Here is a 20,442-nt window from a genome sequence, read left to right as displayed (position 1 = left end):
GGCAGTTTCGCTTAGAATGCACGCTTTAATACTAAATGACACACTTAAAGTCAGGAGTAAAAATCCATGTTGAAAAAATTCGTACTTGGCAGCATCGCTGCAGTAGTTTTGGCTGCTTGCGGTGGAGAAGGTAGCAACTCAGCTTCTTCTGCTCCGGCACAATCCGGTGCGGCCTCAGGCTCATTGATTGAGCGTATCAACAACAAAGGTACCATCACTGTCGGTACGGAAGGTACTTACGCACCATTCACTTACCACGACAAAGACGGCAAATTGACCGGCTACGATGTCGAAGTAACCCGCGCAGTTGCCGACAAACTGGGTATCAAAGTTGAATTTAAAGAAACACGTTGGGACTCTATGATGGCAGGTTTGAAAGCCGGCCGTTTTGACGTGGTCGCCAACCAAGTCGGCCTGACCAGCCCTGAACGTCAAGCGACTTTTGACAAATCCGAGCCTTACAGCTGGAGCGGTGCCGTATTGGTTGTACGCAAAGACAGCAACATCAAATCCATCGATGACATCAAAGGCGTGAAAACCGCACAATCCCTGACCAGCAACTATGGCGAAAAAGCCAAAGCGGCAGGAGCTGAACTCGTGCCGGTAGATGGTTTGGCGCAATCTCTGACTCTGATTGAACAAAAACGTGCCGACGCAACCCTGAACGACGAATTGGCAGTATTGGACTATCTGAAAAATAAACCTGATGCTGGTGTAAAAATCGTTTGGTCTGCCCCGGCTGACGAAAAAGTCGGCTCCGGCTTGATTGTCAATAAAGGCAATGATGAGGCATTGGCCAAATTCAGCACAGCCATGAACGAACTGAAGGCCGACGGTACGCTGAAAAAACTGGGCGAACAATTCTTCGGAAAAGACATCAGTGTTAAATAATTTCCTTGCCTCTCTGCCGTTTATGACGGAAACACGCGCTGATATGCTCATCAGCGCGTTTTGGCCTATGGTCAAAGCCGGCTTTATAGTATCTCTTCCTCTGGCGATTGCTTCTTTCGTTATCGGTATGATTATTGCTGTAGCCGTTGCTTTGGTAAGAATCATGCCACCTGGTGGAATTCTTCAAAAAATTCTACTTAAAGTGGTTGAATTCTATATTTCTGTCATTCGTGGAACACCGCTTTTAATACAACTAGCAGTGGCCTTCTATGGTCTGCCATCTGTTGGTATTTATATCGACCCGATTCCTGCCGCCATCATCGGCTTTTCGCTCAACGTTGGTGCATACGCTTCCGAAACCATACGCGCGGCAATTTTGTCCGTACCTAAAGGTCAATGGGAAGCTGGTTTCTCCATCGGTATGACCTATATGCAGACATTCCGCCGCATTGTCGCTCCGCAGGCATTCCGCGTTGCCGTACCGCCTTTGAGCAATGAATTTATCGGTTTGTTCAAAAATACCTCGCTTGCAGCAGTTGTAACGGTAACTGAATTATTCCAAGTTACTCAACAGATTGCTAATCGCTCCTATGACTATCTACCGGTTTATATCGAAGCCGGATTGGTTTATTGGTGTTTCTGCAAAGTGCTGTTTTTGATTCAGGCGCGTTTGGAAAAACGTTTCGACCGCTATGTCGCCAAATAAGGAGTTGTCATGATTAAAATCCGCAATATCCATAAGACCTTTGGCGAAAATACCATTTTGCGCGGCATCGATTTGGATGTCGGCAAAGGACAAGTGGTTGTTATCTTAGGCCCTTCCGGCTCAGGCAAAACCACGTTTTTACGCTGTTTAAACGCTTTGGAAATGCCTGAACAAGGTCAAATCGAGTTTGACAATGCGCAGCCGTTAAGCATCGATTTTTCCAAAAAACCAAGCAAACACGATATTTTGGCACTGCGCCGCAAATCCGGCATGGTGTTCCAACAATACAACCTCTTTCCGCACAAAACTGCGTTGGAAAACGTCATGGAAGGACCGGTTGCCGTACAAGGCAAGCCTGTCGCTCAAGCGCGTGAAGAGGCTGTCAAATTGCTTGAAAAAGTCGGTTTGGGCGATAAGATTGACCTCTACCCCTACCAGCTTTCCGGCGGTCAACAGCAGCGTGTCGGCATTGCCCGAGCATTGGCGATTCAGCCTGAATTGATGCTGTTTGACGAACCGACTTCCGCGCTTGACCCTGAATTGGTGCAAGATGTTTTGGATACCATGAAGGAATTGGCACAAGAAGGCTGGACCATGGTTGTCGTTACGCATGAAATCAAATTCGCCTTAGAAGTGGCAACCACGGTCGTCGTGATGGACGGCGGCGTTATTGTCGAACAAGGCAGCCCGCAAGATTTGTTCAATCATCCCAAACATGAGCGGACACAAAAATTCCTGCGCCAAATCCGTGCGGACAATGCCGATCTTCAAATTTAATTGAAACGACAGACAATTTGAAAGCATTTCCGACCGTCATTTCATAAAGGCCGTCTGAATTAAGTGAAATAGAAATCGTTGATTTCGTTTTCATACTTGTTCAGACGGCCTTTTATATATCTTTTCAGGTAAAATAACGCCTTTCGTTTTACTCATCCCCTTGCCTGCCATCATGATAGAAATTAAAAAACTCACCTTACAACGCGGTTTGAAAGTCCTACTCGATAAAGCCGATGCCGTAATCAACCCCGGCCAACGCGTTGGTTTAATCGGTAAAAACGGTACAGGCAAATCCAGCCTGTTTGCGCTGATAAAAGGTGAAATCACACAAGATGGCGGCGAAATCCTTATTCCCAAAACATGGCGCCTTGCTTCCGTCTCTCAAGAAACGCCTGATTTAGATATTTCCGCTTTAGACTACGTTTTGCAAGGTGATGCCGAATTGCAGGCTTTTCAGACGGCCTTAGCCCAAGCAGAAGCACAAAACGACGGCATGAAGCAAGCCGAATATCACGCCAAACTTGAAGAAATCGATGCCTATACCGCTCCTGCACGCGCCGCCAAACTACTTAACGGCTTGGGTTTTGCACAAGAAGAACATACCCATCCCGTCAAATCTTTTTCCGGCGGCTGGCGTATGCGCCTCAACCTTGCCCAAGCGCTGATTTGCCGTGCCGATTTGCTGCTTTTGGACGAACCGACCAACCACTTGGATTTAGAAACCGTGTTGTGGCTGGAAAACCATCTCGCTTCCCTGCCTTGTACGCAAATCATCATCTCCCATGACCGCGACTTCTTGAATGCCACCACAACGCAGACCATCGAACTGTCGCAACAAAAATTGACCCAATACGGCGGCAATTACGATTTCTACCAAGCCGAACGCGCCCAACGCCTGGCGCAACAACAAGCCGCTTACGTCAAACAGCAGGCGCAAATTAAACATCTGCAATCCTTTATCGACCGTTTCAAAGCCAAAGCCACAAAAGCCGTACAAGCTCAAAGCCGCATGAAGGCATTAGCCAAACTTGAGCGCATCGCTCCTGCGCATTTGGATAGCGAGTTTTCCTTTGAGTTTGCCAATCCGACCCATCTGCCTAATCCATTATTGAAACTCGACCATGCCGACTTAGGTTATGGCGACAATACCGTTTTACACGATATCACCTTGTCTTTGGAAAGCGGCGCACGTTACGGCCTGTTAGGTGTTAACGGCAGCGGTAAATCCACATTTATCAAAGCATTGGCAGGAAAAATCGATTTACTTTCCGGCAGCATCGTTCGCTCCGAAAAGCTCAATATCGGCTATTTTGCCCAACACCAACTGGATACTTTACGCGCAGACCAAAGTCCGGTTTGGCATATCCAACAGCTTTCGCCCGAAGTCCGCGAACAGGAAATCCGCAACTTTTTAGGCGGTTTCAACTTTGTCGGCGATATGGCGGTTCAAAAGACCGAGCCGTTCTCCGGCGGGGAAAAAGCGCGGCTTGCCCTTGCCATGATTATCTGGCAAAAGCCTAATCTGCTGTTGCTTGACGAACCGACCAACCACCTAGACTTGGATATGCGCCACGCCCTGACACTTGCACTGCAAAGTTTCCAAGGTGCATTGATTGTCGTTTCGCACGACCGCAGCCTGCTTGAAGCGACTACCGACAGCTTCCTATTGATTGACAAAGGCCGTCTGAACAACTTCGACGGTGATTTGAACGACTACCGTCAATGGCGGTTGGCACAAGAAAACGCAGCTGCTGCCCCCGCCGCTTCTGCACAAAGCCAAAGCCGCAAAGACACCAAGCGCATAGAAGCACAAATCCGTCAGGAAAAAGCCAAACGCAGCAAACCGATTCAGCAGAAAATCGACAAAGCCGAAAAAGAAATCGCACGATTGACTGATATTCAGACGGCCTGTGAAGCATTTTTGGCACAAGAATCTGCTTATTCAGAAGAAAATAAACCCAAATTGCAAGAGACACTCGCACAATTAACAGAAACTAAAGTAAAATTAACGCAACTGGAAGAAAACTGGCTGCAATGGCAGGAAGAGCTTGAGCAAATCCAAGTTGATGTCGAAGCCGAGTTTTCCCAATAAAAATAGAGCCATCAGGCCGTCTGAAATAAAACACAATACGGAAAAACATGACTTCAACCATCAAACAAGCCGGGTACTTCTTCGTATCCTCTTTCATCTTGGGTATTTCTCTTCACGCTACCGCCGCAGTTTATTCCTGCGGCAACGGCAGCTATACTTCCGAACCCAAATCCTCCTGCGCACAGGCCGAATTGCCTAAAATCAGCGGCCATCAAGGCAGCGGTTACCACCTCAACATCCGCAGCCTCAATGCCTCTGATGAACGCGCAAGTGCAAAGCCTAAGAAAAAGGCACGCGCGGAAAAATCGGATAAACAAGAGAAAAAAGCCGACAAACCGAGCAAAAACAAAAACGGTGCAAAAGCCAAAAAACAGCAGCCCATGCCGTCTGAACAAGAATAAAATGCTCAACTGCAACGAATCAGCCCTACCTGAATCATGAAAAAATATCTGCTTACCCTATCCCTGCTGCCGCTTGCCATTTTCAACAGCCAAGCCCATGCCGCAAAAATCTACACCTGTGAAGTCAACGGCTCAATTGTCTATACCTCGCGCCCAAGCGGCAACTGCCAAGCCGTCAACGATTTGCCGATTGTCGGCAAATACAGCAGCAGCCGATACGACGCCCCGGTCAGCGATACGCCGACACTCAATGCGCCGACATCACAAATAGCTCCGGCCAAAAGCAAAAACACAGCGACAAAATCCAACCATAAGGCAACGCCCAAACCAGCTCCTGTCCGCACCGCTTCTGAAACAGCTCCTCCTCCGGTTCCAAAATCCTCCGGCGTCAACAGTCGCCGTTCTATTTTGGAAACCGAGTTATCCAATGAACGCGCGGCTTTGGCCGATGCCAAAAAGCAACTGAGCCAAGCGCGGACAGCCAAAGGTGGCAGCGTCAATCAACAGGCCATCAGTACGCTGCAAGGTGCGGTTTTGGATAGAGAGAAAAACATTCAAGCCCTCCAGCGCGAACTGGGCAGAATGTAAGTCCAAATCAATCAAAACATCAGGCCGTCTGAATAGGTGGAAACGAAATCCAAAATTTTCGTCACGCCAAACAGACGGCCTGAATCCTATAATGATTACGCCCGTTTCAATTTCTTGTGCCTAGTAAATACGGTATAATTTACCCTTTACGCACATTACCTCCGGTCTTTTCAGACGGCCTTTATCTCATGACTGCAAAATCTTCTAAAACCCAAACAAAAAAACGCGTCTCTACCAAACCGGCAGCCAAACCGACCACACGCAAATCCACCAAAGCACAAACTCAAGCCGACAATAAAGTCTCCCAACGCCTGAAAGCCGCCAAAGAGCTGCAAAGAAACGAAGAAAAAAAAGCGCGTCCCGAGCATGTCGTCAACTTGATTAATGATGCTTTATGGCTGTTTGGCTTGGTTATCACCATTTATCTGGCCATTTCCCTGGCCAGCTTCAGCATGGACGACCCTGCCTGGTCGCGCAGCGTTCCCAAAAGCAACGATGTCGCCAACCTTGGCGGCCTCTTTGGCTCCTATCTTTCCGATGTCGGATATTATCTGTTCGGCTTATCATTTTGGTGGTGGATAGCCGCCTCTTGCGTTTTCCTCTACAAAAACTTCCGCCCCATGAAAAAGCAGGAAAACCATAAGCCCTACAATCACGGCGTAGCCGCTTTGGCATTATTCCTCCTGCTGGTGTGCAGCCCGATTATCGAACATTTCCTGTTTGACAACGCATTGAGCGAATCCCTTCCCGTTGGAGCCGGTGGATTGGTCGGCCTGTTGGCCGGTTCAGGCTTGGCTTGGCTGTTAGGCAAGTCGGGCAGCCTGTTGATTATGCTGGTGATGTTGCTTTTATCCATTTCCCTGCTGGCTCAGGTGTCATGGTTGGAAGTCATGGCCAAATCCGGCAGCCATATGGGCGGCCTGTTTGGCAGCCTGATGAAAAAACTGTCTCAATTCCAAAATAAAAAAGAAGATGTCCACTCCGAAGCTTTGGAAACCCAAAATACGCGCCGCATGGTTAAAGAGGCCAAAACCATTACCGCCACTCCGGTTGCTCCGTTGGCAGGCAGCAGCAGCAACCGTAAAACCGTCGCCGTATCCGTTGCGCCGCCCCCTAAAATCCAAACTTCCCTGTTTGACGATACTGAACCTAAAAACAACGGCGAATACCACAAACCCAACATGAATCTGTTGCGTATGCCGTCTGAAGAACCGGTTGCCGTCAATCCGGATGAATTGCAACAAACCGCAGAATTAATCGAAGCCAAGCTGGCTGAATTCGGCATCGGCGTACAGGTTGTTTCCGCTACTTCCGGCCCTGTGATTACCCGCTACGAAATCGAACCGGCACAAGGTGTCAAAGGCAGTCAAATTGTCGCCCTGTCCAAAGATTTGGCGCGCTCGATGTCTCTGCAAGCGGTACGCATCGTAGAAACCATTGCCGGTAAAAACACCATGGGCATTGAATTGCCCAACGAGAAACGCCAAGATGTCATGTTGAGCGAAATCCTCTCTTCATCCGTGTTTACCGACGCCAAGTCCAAACTGACCGTTGCCTTGGGTAAAGATATTGCAGGTACCCCCGTTGTCGGCGACTTGGCAAAAATGCCGCATCTTTTAGTCGCAGGTATGACCGGATCGGGTAAATCTGTCGGCGTGAACGGCATGATTATGTCCATGCTCTTCAAAGCCACGCCCGACGAAGTCCGCTTCATTATGATTGACCCGAAAATGCTGGAATTAAGCATTTACGACGGCATTCCGCATCTGCTCTGCCCGGTTGTGACCGATATGCGTGAGGCAGGCCAAGCATTGAACTGGTGTGTTGCCGAAATGGAAAAACGCTATCGCCTGCTTTCCCATGCCGGCGTGCGTAATTTGGACGGTTTCAACCAAAAAGTCGAACAAGCCAAAGCAGCAGGCAAACCATTGCTCAACCCGTTCAGCTTAAATCCTGACGATCCTGAGCCTCTGGAAAAACTGCCGTTGATTGTGGTCGTTATCGACGAGTTGGCTGACTTAATGATGACCGAACGCAAATCCGTTGAGCAGCAAATCGCACGTCTTGCCCAAAAAGCGCGTGCGGCAGGTATTCACATGATTGTCGCCACTCAACGCCCAAGCGTTGATGTGGTTACCGGCCTGATTAAAGCCAACATTCCGACACGTATGGCCTTTACCGTACAAAGCAAAATCGACAGCCGCACTATTCTTGACCAAATGGGTGCAGACGAATTGCTCAAATACGGCGACTCGTTATTCCTGCAACCGGGCAGCGCAGAACCGACACGCCTGCAAGGTGCATTTGTTTCCGATGATGAAGTACATCAAGTTGTCAATTTCGTCAAAGAACAGGCTCCAACCAATTATGTGGAAGGTCTGCTCAGTGGCGAAGCGGCCATCGAGACCACCAATATTGTCAATCCGAACGCAAACAGCGATGAGTTATTTGATCAAGCCGTTGCCTTCGTATTGGAGAGCCGCAAGACTTCCATTTCCGCCCTGCAACGCCAATTGCGCATCGGCTACAACCGTGCCGCCAATTTGATAGATGCGCTTGAAAATGCCGGTGTTCTTTCTCCGGCAGACATCAACGGCAGCCGACGGATTCTGGCACAAAAAGACCAGCTGTAAAAAACAACAATATCAAAACACAAAGGCCGTCTGAAAAGAATTTCCCACTTTTCAGACGGCCTTTTTATGTTATTCGTGAAACATTGTGTTATACTAAGCAGCTAAATTTTGACCTTATGCACGCTTCCGAAATTCTTCGGAATACTGAGCAGAAGGATAACCGTTTAAACACAACAAATTTAAGGGCTTACGATGAGCGTAACTGTTGAAACTTTAGAAAATCTGGAACGCAAAGTAGTATTGTCTCTGCCTTGGTCCAAAATCAACGCAGAAACTGAGAAAAAACTGAAACAAACCCAACGCCGTGCAAAAGTTGACGGCTTCCGTCCGGGTAAAGCACCGTTCAAAATGATTGCCCAAATGTACGGCGCAAGCGCACAAAACGACGTTATCAACGAATTGGTACAACGCGAATTCTACGAAGTTGCCGTTGCTCAAGAATTGAAAGTTGCCGGTTACCCACGCTTTGAAGGCGTTGAAGAACAAGACGATCAAGAGTCTTTCAAAGTTGCCGCTATTTTTGAAGTTTTCCCTGAAGTAACTATTGGCGACCTGTCTGCCCAAGAAGTAGAAAAAGTTACTGCGACTGTTGGCGATGCCGAAATTGACCAAACTGTAGAAATCCTGCGTAAACAACGCACCCGCTTCAACCATGTTGACCGCGAAGCCCAAAACGGCGACCGCGTCATCATCGACTTTGAAGGCAAAATCGACGGCGAACCTTTCGCTGGCGGCGCGTCTAAAAACTACGCTTTCGTATTGGGCGCAGGCCAAATGCTGCCTGAATTCGAGGCCGGTGTTGTCGGCATGAAAGCCGGTGAAAGCAAAGATGTTACCGTAAACTTCCCTGAAGACTACCACGGTAAAGATGTTGCCGGTAAATCTGCCGTATTCACCATCACTCTGAACAACGTTTCTGAAGCCACTTTGCCTGAAGTTGATGCTGACTTTGCTAAAGCTTTGGGTATTGAAGACGGCGACGTTGCCAAAATGCGCGAAGAAGTGAAGAAAAACGTTGGCCGCGAAGTTGAGCGCCGCATCGGTGAACAAACCAAAGAATCTGTAATGAATGCCCTGCTCAAAGCAGCCGATTTGCAAGTTCCTGTTGCTTTGGTCAACGAAGAAGCCGCCCGCTTGGCAAACGAAATGAAACAAAACTTCGTTAACCAAGGTATGGCTGACGCTGCAAACTTGGATCTGCCTTTGGATATGTTCAAAGAACAAGCAGAACGCCGCGTTTCTTTGGGTCTGATTTTGGCTAAATTGGTTGAAGAAAACAAACTTGAGCCAACTGAAGACCAAATCAAAGCCGTTGTTGCCAACTTCGCAGAAAGCTACGAAGATCCTCAAGAAGTTATCGACTGGTACTACGCAGAGCCTTCCCGCCTGCAAGGCCCGACTTCTTTGGCAGTAGAAAGCAACGTTGTTGATTTCGTTCTGAGCAAAGCTAAAGTAACCGAAAAAGCGCTGTCTTTTGACGAAGTAATGGGCGCACAAGCTTAATTGCTCCAAGGCCGTCTGAAATAGACAATCAAAAGCACCGAAGCGCTTTAAATGGCTTTGGTGCTTTTCCATCATTAACAGGAGACAAAAATGTCCTTCGATTTCAATAACTACCTTGTCCCTACCGTTATCGAACAAAGCGGTCGCGGCGAGCGCGCATTCGACATCTACTCACGCCTTTTGAAAGAGCGCATCGTTTTCTTGATCGGCCCAGTGACAGACGAATCTGCCAACTTGGTTGTTGCGCAATTACTGTTCTTGGAAAGCGAAAACCCAGATAAAGATATCTTCTTCTATATCAACTCTCCGGGCGGTTCGGTTACTGCCGGTATGTCGATTTACGACACCATGAACTTCATCAAACCTCATGTCTCTACTTTATGCTTGGGTCAAGCGGCAAGTATGGGCGCATTCCTGTTGTCCGCAGGCGAAAAAGGCAAACGCTTTGCCCTGCCAAACAGCCGCATTATGATTCACCAACCGCTCATCAACGGCGGCTTGGCGGGTCAAGCTTCCGATATTGAAATTCACGCTAAAGAGCTGCTGAAAATCAAAGAGAAACTGAACCGCTTACTCGCCAAACATTGTGATCGCGATTTGGCCGACTTGGAACGCGATACCGACCGCGACAATTATATGTCTGCCGATGAAGCTAAAGAATATGGTTTGATTGACCAAGTTTTGGAAAACCGCGCCTCTCTGCAAGCCTAATCTTTATCGGTTTTAAATTAAAAGGCCGTCTGAAAAATATATATTCAGACGGCCTTTCTTCAATCCTACTTCGTATTGTCTTTGTTATTCACTTGAACCGGATACAGTAAAATCAAAGGATTGGCTTTAACTTGACTCCAGAAGCTTTTCAGCAGATTACGCATACTGCCCAAACGCGTGCCGCGAGAACGGAGTGCAACGGCCAAAGCTAAAGAAAAGCTGACCACCAGATTCACCATGCCGATTGTCAATACACTTGCCAAGCCAAGCATAAAAGTGAATATATCTGCATGACCGCTAATCGCGGCATAACCCAAATTTGCCGAAGAGAACGCCACATGGCGAATATCCAGCGGCAAGCCGAAAAGATGGCCAAAATAGCCTGTCATGCCTAAAAGCATACCGAAAATAAAATTACCCATAAGCGAGCCGTAATGCTTATGAATATAAGCGGCCAACCGGCGGCGCGGCTCCGGAGGCATGATTTTTCGTAAAAACGGATTAAACGGCAGGCGCTGACGCAGGTTCAGATAATCGGAACGGTTGTCAAAAAAACCGGCAATAATACCCGAACAAAACAACCATACGCCGGCAATAGCGGCATACCATAAGGTCGGTTGGGTAAAAATCTCAATGGATTTGAACTGATAGGCCGTAACTGCCTCATTTAGCAAGGGCTGACCATGCGTATGAGCATAGCCCAAAGCAATCCCTGCCGCCAACAATACCGCAATCGATACATTGCCAAACACGGCGACACTTTGCGAACGGCACACGTCAATCAGCAGTTTAGCCAATTTATTGTCCACCGCTTTGCTGCCTTCATTCGAGTCCACCTGTTCGGCAAAGCTCGCTGCCGTCATGGCAGGCTGCTTGGTTGCAACAGTGCAATGCAGCATATGAATCAGCATAAAGCCTAAACCATAATTGAGCCCGGCTAAGAATGCAGTAGTAAATTCGCCGAACCCCAAAGACGCAATATGGATTTTATTCAATGCCATCAAAGCAATAATTACGCCGCCGCCTGCTGCGGAATAAAACATTTTGAAATATTCGCTACGGTTGCGCGTAATGTAATGCTCGCCATGATGACTTTTGTTTTCCGTAATACTACGTGCCAGCATTCGGATACTGCTTTTACGCAAGTGGCTGGTGCTGTATTGCTCCACCGCCGCATAAATCATCGCATTCATCAGATTGACGGTTAAGCGGGTTCGGCTGGTTTCGATTTGAATATTGGTCAACAATTTCAGGCGGTCTATGGTTTGCTGCAGGCGTTCGAGCAAGTGGGCAACTTTTACTGACGAACCAGACCCGGCTCCGGTACCACGACGGCGCAAATAGTCAATTTGCTTTTCACACTGGTCAAACATAACCTCCAAATGCGCCGTGTCATAAGTTTCTTCGCTATGGCGATAGTGTTCCACCATCTTCGCAATTTCGCGCTGTAAAGCGACAAATGCAGAATCCGCTTCCAACAAACGGGGGGCAATCCGTATTAAATCCGGCTCAATCGCTTCGGAAGCAATCCAGATGGACAACATTTCCACCGCACGCAAACGTGCATCTGTTAATTGTCGGCTGGCCGTCTGGAGTAAAGCGGGATCCGCCTTAGCCAACAACAATTCATACATACCCAGCCATTGTCGTAAACTCAGTGTTTGCAACCATTTATCATCGTTTTCAGAATGAAAAAGATATAAAAATACTTCGCGCAAGTTGGAAAAATCTTTATAAGACGGACTGAAGCGCTCATAAATCCGTATGCCCATTTCCCGGGTAAAACTATGGCGCGAGAAAATACCCAGTTTAATCAGCGCAGGATAAATGTGAACTTTAGACAGCCAAGTATAAAAGCGCAGGCTGAATTGACGACATAGAGCATCGTCTTGTTTTAACGTAGATAAAATCAAATCAAAACGTTCGGAGGCCTTCTTTTTGCCTCCTCGGCGCAAAAATTTGATTAAGGCATTGAGGATAAGAACAAAGTCGGTATCGTTTAAGCGTTCCGACAAAATAATGTGAAGATTTTGATTAGTCAGTTTTTGCATTGTAGTATTATTACATTAAATCAGATATTTAGCAAGAACCTTGGTAAACAAGTCAAATTATATCGCATTCTTTATCAAACTAAGGCATAAGATTTTACTCAATTCCCCTAAAATTCAAAGAATAATCAAATTACATAACAAATATATGATGTGAATCAATAACTAGGAAAGGCCGTCTGAATTCCTTCAGACGGCCTTTTACAACAGCATACTACATTGTTTTAAACTTATGCAAACAAGAGCTTACCACCCTCTTCTTTAACATGGATTGTGCTATCAGGTGCATATTTGCCTTCAAGCAATGCTTTTGCCAGCGGGTTTTCGATTTCTGACTGAATGGCGCGTTTGAGCGGACGGGCACCATACACAGGATCAAAACCGGCTTCGGCAATCAGATCCAAGGCAGCATCATCGACTTTCAGATGCAGATGTTGTGCTTCCAAACGTTTTTCCAAACCTTTGAGCTGGATTTTCGCAATGTTGCGGATATTCTCCTGATTCAGTCCGTGGAACACGACCACTTCGTCGATACGGTTGATCATTTCGGGGCGGAAGTAGGCCTTCACTTCTTCCATCACCGCTTCTTTCACCGCTTCGTAGTCCTGAGTACCCATTTGTTGGATATGTTGGCTACCAATATTGGAAGTCATCACGATAACGGTGTTTTTGAAGTCCACTGTTCGACCTTGTCCATCGGTCAAGCGGCCGTCATCCAATACTTGCAGCAAGATGTTGAACACGTCCGGATGGGCTTTTTCCACTTCATCCAAAAGAATCACGCTGTATGGTTTGCGGCGGACTTGCTCAGTCAGGTAGCCGCCTTCTTCGTAGCCGACATAGCCGGGAGGCGCACCGATTAAGCGGGCAACAGCATGTTTTTCCATGTATTCGGACATATCGATACGAATCAGATGATCTTCGCTGTCAAACAGGAAGCCTGCCAATGCCTTACACAATTCGGTCTTACCCACACCGGTCGGGCCTAAGAACAAGAAGCTGCCATAAGGTTTATTCGGATCGGCCAAACCGGAACGGCTCCGGCGGATAGCGTCAGACACAGCGCGTACGGCTTCATCTTGACCAACCACGCGGCGGTGCAATACTTCTTCCATCTTCAGCAGCTTGTCGCGTTCACCTTCCATCATTTTTGACACAGGAATGCCGGTCATACGGGAAACGATTTCGGCCACTTCATCCGCGCCAACTTCGGTACGGAAGAGTTTGTTTTGTTTTTTGCCGTCGGGGTTACTTTCCGCAGCTTGCAACTGTGCGCCCAATTTCGGCAACTCGCCGTATTCGAGTTCAGACGCGCGGGCAAAGTCGCCTTGGCGTTTGGCCTGCTCGATTTTGACTTTGATGTCGTCCATCTGTTTCTTGATGTCGGCAGTGCTGGAAGAGGCGGCTTTCTCGGCTTTCCAGATTTCGTCCAAATCAGCGTATTCTTTTTGCAAGCCGTCGATTTCCTCGTCTATCAGTTCCAAACGTTTTTTGCTGGCGTCATCGCTTTCTTTGGCAACATGCATTTTTTCCATTTTGAGCTGGATGATGCGGCGGTCGAGTTTGTCCATCTGCTCGGGTTTGCTGTCCAGCTCCATTTTGATGCGGCTGGCAGCTTCGTCAATCAAATCAATCGCTTTATCAGGCAGGAAGCGGTCGGTAATGTAACGGTCACTCAACTCCGCTGCGGCAACGATAGCAGGGTCGGTAATATCGATACCGTGGTGGATTTCATAACGCTCTTGCAAACCGCGCAAAATAGCGATGGTATCCTCCACACTTGGCTCACCAACCAATACTTTTTGGAAACGGCGTTCGAGTGCCGCATCTTTCTCGATGTACTGACGGTATTCGTCCAAAGTAGTTGCACCGATACAGTGCAATTCACCACGCGCCAAAGCCGGTTTCAACATATTGCCCGCATCCATTGCGCCGTCGGTTTTACCTGCACCAACCAAAGTATGGATTTCGTCAATGAAAATCAAAGTGTTGCCATCGTCTTTAGCCAAGTCGTTCAACACGCCTTTCAAGCGTTCTTCAAATTCGCCACGGTATTTCGCGCCGGCAATCAAAGCCGCCAAGTCCAGAACCAAAAGGCGTTTGTTACGCAGGGATTCAGGTACTTCGCCGTTAACAATACGTTGCGCCAAGCCTTCAACAATAGCGGTTTTACCCACACCCGGCTCACCAATCAGCACAGGGTTGTTTTTGGTACGGCGTTGCAATACTTGAATCGCACGACGAATTTCATCATCACGACCGATAACAGGGTCGAGCTTACCGTCACGGGCGCGTTGAGTCAGGTCAAGTGTGTATTTTTTCAAAGCATCGCGTTGGTCTTCGGCATTCGCATCGTTCACGTTTTGTCCTCCTCGTACCGCATCGATCGCGGCATTGATATTTTGTTCGGTCGCACCGGCTTCTTTCAAAATTTTGCCGGTTGCATCATTCTGCTGAACCAAAGCCAACAGGAAAAGTTCGCTGGCGATATAGGCATCGCCACGTTTGGTCGCAGCCTTGTCCATCAAGTTCAATACAGCTTGCAGCTCACGACTAGGCATAATATCGCCACCTTGACCGGATACTTTTGGCAAGCTGCTCAAATGTTGCTGCAAACGTTGTTTTACTTGAGGCACATTCACACCTGCATGAGCCAGTAACGCAGCTGTACCACTGTTTTGATCGTCAAGCAATGCTTTTAAGATAAAGCCAGCCTCAAGGTAGCTGCTGTCCGCAGCCAAAGCCAGACTTTGACCTTCTTGCAGAGCTTGCTGAAATTTGGCAGTCAATTTATCAAATCTCATTTTAAGTTCCTCTTCAAATATATTCTGTTAGAGCCTATATAAGCGCAAATGTGGATAACTCAATAGCTATTTACTCCATTAACCAAAAATTTTTATTACCTTATTGTTTTATAAAGTTTTATTTTTATAATTTTATGTGTATAACTTTATTATCCAGTTACCCTTTACTCAAAAGGCCGTCTGAAAAATCAAGAATAATCAGGTATAATCGGCACCATATTTATTTTCAGACGGCCTTTGTGCCGAAGGATACTTTCATGAGCAAAAAACGAGTTTTAACAGGCGTTACCACAACAGGTATTCCACATTTAGGCAACTATGTCGGTGCCATCCGCCCGGCTATCCGCGCAGCGCAAGATTCCAATACTGAATCATTCCTCTTTTTGGCCGACTATCACGGCATCATCAAATGTCATGAGCCGGAAATGATTCATCAATCTACTCAAGCTGTTGCCGCCACATGGCTCGCCTGCGGACTCAATCCGGAACAGACCACTTTCTACCGTCAAAGCGACATTCCCGAAGTGATGGAGTTGAACTGGATTCTGACCTGTATCACTGCAAAAGGCCTGATGAACCGCGCCCACGCTTATAAAGCCGCAGTGCAGGCAAATACCGAAAACGGTCAGGAAGATCCGGATCATGGCGTGGAAATGGGCCTGTACAGCTACCCTATCCTCATGACTGCCGACATTCTTATGTTCAATGCCCATGAAGTACCAGTCGGTCGCGACCAAATCCAACACGTTGAAATGGCACGCGATATTGCCGGCCGCTTCAACCATCGCTTCCAAGAACTCTTCACCCTGCCTGAAGTAAAAATCGACGAAAATGTCGAACTCTTGGTCGGCTTGGACGGACGTAAAATGTCCAAATCCTACGGCAATACCATTCCACTTTGGGAAAATGACAAGAAAACCCAAAAATCGGTTAACAAAATCATCACCAATATGAAAGAGCCCGGTGAACCGAAACAGCCTGATGAAAGTCCTCTGTTTGAAATCTACAAAGCCTTCTCCACGCCGTCTGAAACTGCCGAGTTCACGCAAATGCTGGCCGAAGGCCTTGCTTGGGGTGAAGCCAAGAAACTCTTGGGCGCAAAAATCAATGCCGAGCTCGCAAAACCGCGCGAGCGCTACAATGAATTGACAGCCAAACCCTCTCAAATTGAAGACATTTTGCAGGCCGGCGCACAAAAAGCGCGCAAAGAAGCACGCGAATTGTTGGATAAAGTACGCGATGCAGTAGGTATTCGTCCGTTGAAATAATAGCAAGGCCGTCTGAATATTTCAGACGGCCATAATATCGTTTATCATTTGAAATATAATCGTTTTCTAGGGTTTCTCATATGAAAAAAACCTTTCCCCTTATCTTGCTCAGCCTTTCATTGGCTGCCTGCGGCGGTAAATCTGAAGATACTGCAGCCAATGATGCTGCTTCAGACAAAGCGCCCAAGCCTACCTTCAAAGTTAAATATATCGATGAACAAGCCATATCCGGTTTGGATTTGGGTACAGCACAAGAAGGCGAAACCAAAGAAGGCAAAAAACAACGTACCTACCCGATTAACGGTATAGAGGGTGGTGTCATTAATCTGATTGGCAAGCACCCTACCGACTTAGAAGTCATCAGCGGCCAATGCATGGAAAAAAATGAAAAAGGTGTTCCAGCCGGCTGGTCAGCCAACGGCGTCTGCCACACTGCCTTTGCAAAAATGGTGGACAATATTGCCCAAGACGGCAGCAAGCTGACCAACTATCTGATTTCACACGCTGCTTTGCAGCCTTATACCGAAGGCAAAAGCGGTTATGCTGCCGTACAAAACGGCCGCTATATTTTAGAAATTGACAGCGAAGGCATGTTCTATTTCCGTCGCCGCCATTACTAAACCCCTGACCATCCTATTTTCCTCTGACACAAGGACTGAATCATGGCTCAAGTTACTTTCCAAGGCTCACCTATTTCTACAAACGGCAATTTGCCCGCTACCGGCCAAGTTGCACCTGATTTCACATTGGTAGCAGCAGACCTATCTGAGAAATCATTGGTTGACTTCGCAGGCAAACGCAAAGTGCTGAATATTTTCCCTAGCATTGACACTGGCGTATGCGCCCAGTCCGTCCGCACTTTCAACAAACGTGCCTCATCTTTGGACAATACCGTCGTCTTGTGCATTTCTGCCGATTTACCGTTTGCACAAGCCCGTTTCTGCGGCGCAGAAGGTTTGGAAAATGTAGTGACACTTTCTACATTCCGCAGCAGCTTTTCTAACGATTACGGTGTTACACTGACAGAAAGCCCATTACGCGGCTTGACTGCCCGTGCAGTGGTGGTTTTGAACGAGCAAAACCAAGTTCTCCACGCTGAGCTGGTATCGGAAATTGCGAACGAGCCTGACTACGAAGTAGCCTTGGCTGTTTTGTAATTGACTCAATAAAATCAGGCCGTCTGAAACTTTTCAGACGGCCTTTAGATTATCTTCAAAATAAAAACGGTAGCTTAAAAGCTACCGTTTTCTGTTTCAAACCTTATACAGGTTTATCTGTTTTGTCTGCTTCTACTGACTCAGTATTCTGAACCTCATTTTGCTCAACAGGTTCAGCAGCTTCAGCAACAGGCGCTTCAGGCTCTTCTACTTTGTCATCGCGGACATTGTGGCTGTAATCTTTAGGCGGACTAGGCTGTTTACCGGCCATAATTTCCAAAACTTGGTCTCGATCGATGGTTTCCCAATCCATCAGTGCCTTGCACATGGTTTCCATCTTATCGCGATTTTCATCCAAGATTTTGTAAGCCACTTGGTATTGCTCATCCAAAATACAGCGGATTTCCGCATCGATATCTTGTTGGGTTTTCTCGGAAATGTTTTGAGAACGGGTTACGCTGCGACCCAAGAATACTTCACCTTCGTTCTCAGCATAAACCATCACACCCATTTTGTCGCTCATACCATAACGCGTTACCATCTCGCGTGCCATTTGAGTTGCACGCTCGAAGTCGTTAGATGCGCCGGTAGAAATACGGCCGACAAAAATATCTTCAGCAATACGACCACCAAATAAGATTGAGATCTGGCTCAGCATTTGGTCTTTGTACATGCTGATACGGTCACGCTCAGGCAGCTGCCAAGTCAAACCCAATGCACGGCCACGAGGCATAATCGTTACTTTGTGAACCGGATCGGTAAACGGCAGGCTTTCCGCTACGATTGCATGACCGGCCTCATGATAGGCTGTCGCACGTTTTTCATCTTCGTGCATCACCATGCTGCGACGTTCCGGACCCATGTAGATTTTGTCTTTAGCATCTTCAAAGTCGCTTTGATCGACTTTAACTTTATTACGACGACCGGCAAACAAAGCTGCTTCATTGACCAAATTTGCCAAATCCGCACCTGAAAAACCAGGGGTACCGCGTGCTAAAGAGGTCAAATCTACGGATGCATCCAAAGGTACTTTTTTAGCGTGTACTTTCAAGATTTGCTCACGGCCACGGATATCAGGCAATGGAACAACGACTTGACGGTCAAAACGGCCCGGACGCTGCAACGCTGGGTCAAGTACATCAGGACGGTTGGTTGCTGCGATCACAATAACGGTTTGGTTGCTTTCAAAACCATCCATTTCAACCAACAATTGGTTTAATGTTTGCTCACGCTCATCATTACCACCACCCAAACCAGCACCACGCTGACGGCCAACCGCATCAATTTCATCGATAAAGATGATACATGGCGCGTTTTTCTTGGCCTGCTCGAACATATCGCGGACACGGCTCGCACCGACACCGACAAACATTTCTACGAAGTCAGAACCTGAAATACTGAAGAATGGCACACCGGCCTCACCGGCAATCGCTTTAGCCAGCAATGTTTTACCCGTACCAGGGCTACCGGCTAACAAAATACCGCGAGGTACACGACCACCCAGGCTTTGATAGCGGTTAGGCGATTTCAGGTAATCCACGATTTCTTGTACTTCTTCTTTTGCCTCATCACAACCGGCAACATCGGCAAAAGTAACTTTATTGGAATCTTTGTCCAGTAAACGTGCACGGCTCTTACCAAAAGAGAATGCGCCGCCTTTACCGCCACCGCCGCTTTGCATGCGCATGAAGTAGAACCATGCACCGATCAACAATAAAACAGGCAGCAGGCTGTAAAACAGACTGGCCAGCATGCTTGGTTTTTCTTCCGGAGTCACTTTGACGCGTACTTTGTTGTCCAACAGTGTTTTAACCAAGTTGTCATCTAAAGGCGCATTGGTATAGAAGGCAGTTTTATCGGTGCGCTCACCTTTAATCAGATAGCCGCTGACAACAGATCCTTCAATATTGACATTGGATACTTCGCCACTATTAACTTGCTGAATAAATTGAGAATATTCGATTTGCTGTTTATCTTCCTGCTTATCGCTGAGCGCATTGAATGCTGCTAAAAGCATAGCACCACCCACTACCCAGACTAATATGTTTTTAATGGTATTCCCCACTGAACAGGCTCCATGGTTACAAAATAAATAAAATCAAGGGAAAGAATTTTAAAGCACCCACCCTACATTGTCAGCGTTTATTTTTACCTAATAGGTAAATCTCACTGGAACGATTGCGGGAAGCATCCGGCTTTCGAGTTTGTACACTGGCAAAAATTTCACGCATAGCCGCCGTATACTCTTGATAACCCGCGCCTTGAAACACCTTCACTAAAAAACTGCCGCCGGTTTTCAAATGTTGGGAGGCAAAATCCAAGGCCAGTTCACACAAATAAAAACTGCGTGCCTGGTCGGTTACGGCATTGCCTGACATATTGGGTGCCATATCACAGATTACAAGGTCTAACGGACGATTATCCAATAAGGCTTCAAACTGCTCCAAAACAGCATCTTCCCTAAAGTCACCCTGAATAAACGACACACCTTCAATAGCTTCCATCGGCAAAATATCCAAAGCAAACACTGCTCCTGTTTTACCGACTAGCTTGGCCGCAACCTGTGACCAACTTCCCGGCGCGCTGCCCAAATCCGCCAAAACCGTACCTGGCTTGATTAATTTGTCTTTTTGATTTATTTCCAATAATTTATAAGCCGCTCTGGCACGATATCCGTCCTTTTGTGCCATATGGACATAATGATCGTTGACGTGCTCATGCAGCCATGCTTTTGAAGATTTTGAGCGTACAGCCATCTTGATTTGAAATGCTTAAGTTAAAATCAGCATTGTACGTTATTTCCCCCGTAAATGTTCTAAATCGCGTACAATATAGCCATTATTCTTTTGAATTGGATACTTAT

The 20,442-nt window shown here is 47.2% G+C and carries 15 protein-coding genes and 2 pseudogenes; 13 read left to right on the top strand and 4 right to left on the bottom strand.

The annotated features are described in order from the left end of the window. The first annotated feature begins 66 nt into the window (after positions 1 to 66). The 10 genes and pseudogenes from ACTHSW_RS07110 to clpP all read left to right on the top strand — a co-directional run bounded on the left by ACTHSW_RS07110 (position 67) and on the right by clpP (position 10,302). Complete coding sequence (locus tag ACTHSW_RS07110; protein ID WP_070460706.1) at positions 67 to 891, top strand: amino acid ABC transporter substrate-binding protein; 825 nt, start codon at positions 67 to 69, stop codon at positions 889 to 891. After that, positions 881 to 1,597 (top strand): amino acid ABC transporter permease, encoded by a 717-nt coding sequence (locus tag ACTHSW_RS07105; protein WP_083290040.1) that lies wholly within the window; start codon positions 881 to 883, stop codon positions 1,595 to 1,597. Before ACTHSW_RS07110 ends, ACTHSW_RS07105 begins: the two co-directional genes overlap by 11 nt. A gap of 9 nt (positions 1,598 to 1,606) precedes the next feature. Beyond that, positions 1,607 to 2,374 carry an amino acid ABC transporter ATP-binding protein gene (locus ACTHSW_RS07100; protein WP_049333845.1) on the top strand — a complete coding sequence of 256 codons (768 nt, stop codon included), beginning with the start codon at positions 1,607 to 1,609 and terminating at the stop codon, positions 2,372 to 2,374. A gap of 172 nt (positions 2,375 to 2,546) precedes the next feature. Beyond that, positions 2,547 to 4,466, top strand: coding sequence for an ATP-binding cassette domain-containing protein (locus ACTHSW_RS07095; protein WP_070460708.1), 1,920 nt, complete (start codon positions 2,547 to 2,549; stop codon positions 4,464 to 4,466). Positions 4,467 to 4,513: 47 nt separating this feature from the next. After that, on the top strand, positions 4,514 to 4,867 hold the full coding sequence (locus tag ACTHSW_RS07090; RefSeq protein ID WP_070460711.1) for a nucleolar protein: 354 nt from the start codon (positions 4,514 to 4,516) through the stop codon (positions 4,865 to 4,867). A gap of 36 nt (positions 4,868 to 4,903) precedes the next feature. Next, positions 4,904 to 5,455, top strand: a complete 552-nt coding sequence (locus ACTHSW_RS07085) for a hypothetical protein (RefSeq protein WP_070460713.1) — start codon at positions 4,904 to 4,906, stop codon at positions 5,453 to 5,455. Positions 5,456 to 5,643: 188 nt separating this feature from the next. Then, a pseudogene (locus ACTHSW_RS07080) lies at positions 5,644 to 6,346 on the top strand (DNA translocase FtsK 4TM domain-containing protein); the annotation flags it as partial. 101 nt (positions 6,347 to 6,447) lie between these two features. Next, positions 6,448 to 8,088: pseudogene (locus tag ACTHSW_RS07075) on the top strand (DNA translocase FtsK); the annotation flags it as partial. A gap of 192 nt (positions 8,089 to 8,280) precedes the next feature. Then, positions 8,281 to 9,591, top strand: coding sequence for a trigger factor (gene tig, locus ACTHSW_RS07070; protein WP_070460717.1), 1,311 nt, complete (start codon positions 8,281 to 8,283; stop codon positions 9,589 to 9,591). 90 nt (positions 9,592 to 9,681) lie between these two features. Further along, entirely contained in the window at positions 9,682 to 10,302 is a 621-nt protein-coding gene (gene clpP, locus ACTHSW_RS07065) for an ATP-dependent Clp endopeptidase proteolytic subunit ClpP (protein WP_070460720.1), read from the top strand. Positions 10,303 to 10,367: 65 nt separating this feature from the next. Here clpP and ACTHSW_RS07060 read toward each other — a convergent pair whose 3' ends face one another. Continuing rightward, positions 10,368 to 12,353, bottom strand: a complete 1,986-nt coding sequence (locus ACTHSW_RS07060; RefSeq protein WP_070460722.1) for a site-specific recombinase — start codon at positions 12,351 to 12,353, stop codon at positions 10,368 to 10,370. Positions 12,354 to 12,580: 227 nt separating this feature from the next. After that, on the bottom strand, positions 12,581 to 15,154 hold the full coding sequence (gene clpB, locus ACTHSW_RS07055) for an ATP-dependent chaperone ClpB (RefSeq protein WP_107810995.1): 2,574 nt from the start codon (positions 15,152 to 15,154) through the stop codon (positions 12,581 to 12,583). A 257-nt stretch (positions 15,155 to 15,411) separates the two neighbouring features. Here clpB and trpS point away from each other — a divergent pair, with 257 nt between their 5' ends. From trpS to tpx, 3 genes are all read left to right on the top strand, one after another. Then, the gene (gene trpS / locus ACTHSW_RS07050) at positions 15,412 to 16,422 is read left to right on the top strand and encodes a tryptophan--tRNA ligase (protein WP_070460726.1); all 1,011 of its coding nucleotides are present in this window, start codon (positions 15,412 to 15,414) and stop codon (positions 16,420 to 16,422) included. Positions 16,423 to 16,502: 80 nt separating this feature from the next. Then, entirely contained in the window at positions 16,503 to 17,042 is a 540-nt protein-coding gene (locus tag ACTHSW_RS07045) for a hypothetical protein (protein WP_070460728.1), read from the top strand. A gap of 42 nt (positions 17,043 to 17,084) precedes the next feature. Then, positions 17,085 to 17,579 carry a thiol peroxidase gene (gene tpx / locus ACTHSW_RS07040; protein WP_070460730.1) on the top strand — a complete coding sequence of 165 codons (495 nt, stop codon included), beginning with the start codon at positions 17,085 to 17,087 and terminating at the stop codon, positions 17,577 to 17,579. A gap of 103 nt (positions 17,580 to 17,682) precedes the next feature. On the opposite strand, the gene ftsH is transcribed toward tpx, so the two are convergent. Next, positions 17,683 to 19,644, bottom strand: coding sequence for an ATP-dependent zinc metalloprotease FtsH (ftsH, locus tag ACTHSW_RS07035; RefSeq protein WP_107810996.1), 1,962 nt, complete (start codon positions 19,642 to 19,644; stop codon positions 17,683 to 17,685). 70 nt (positions 19,645 to 19,714) lie between these two features. Next, complete coding sequence (locus ACTHSW_RS07030; RefSeq protein WP_070460733.1) at positions 19,715 to 20,335, bottom strand: RlmE family RNA methyltransferase; 621 nt, start codon at positions 20,333 to 20,335, stop codon at positions 19,715 to 19,717. Positions 20,336 to 20,442 lie beyond the last annotated feature (107 nt).

The organism is Neisseria sp. P0008.S004 (assembly GCF_051962755.1).
Taxonomy (GTDB): Bacteria; Pseudomonadota; Gammaproteobacteria; order Burkholderiales; family Neisseriaceae; genus Neisseria; species Neisseria subflava_A.
The sequence above is the reverse complement of the archived record's forward strand: the minus strand, read 5'-3'. Positions and strand labels throughout refer to the sequence as shown.